The 447-nt window shown below is 56.6% G+C and carries 1 protein-coding gene; it reads right to left on the bottom strand.

What is annotated here, in order from left to right:
• A partial coding sequence (locus tag P7F28_RS10300) for a fumarylacetoacetate hydrolase family protein (RefSeq protein WP_277184387.1) occupies window positions 1–447 on the bottom strand: 447 nt, incomplete at both ends.

Below are 447 nucleotides of genomic sequence, written 5' to 3'. Positions count from 1 at the left end.
TATTGCAGCCCGAACTTGTGTGATGCGCGAGTTGTTGCGCCATCGTCCAGTACATGTGCTTGAAGTTCGTGCGAGCAATTGTGGTCGCCTCAGTGCATCCCTGGGGCGCGAGCCTTACTTCGAGATTAAGGTCGACGCCCGCCGACGAAGCGCCGCGAAGGTAACGCAACGGCTTCGGTTCCTGAACCGGCTGCTCGACTCGGAACGGGGCCAGAGCGTCCATAGTCACCACCCAAGGCGAAATCGTGGTCGCAAAACCTTTCGAGTTAAACGGTCCAAGCGGCTGATATTCCCATTGCTGGATATCGCGCGCGCTCCAATCGTTCAATAGGACCATTCCGAAGATGTTGCCATCGGCGGTAGCAGCTTCAACGGGTTGCCCGAGCTCGTTACCGACGCCAATGAAGAAACCCGTTTCTAATTCAATATCGAGCTTCCTGCAGGGCC

It is taken from the genome of Caballeronia sp. BR00000012568055 (genome assembly GCF_029439455.1).
Lineage (GTDB): Bacteria > Pseudomonadota > Gammaproteobacteria > Burkholderiales > Burkholderiaceae > Caballeronia.
This window is presented reverse-complemented; position numbering and strand designations above follow the sequence as displayed.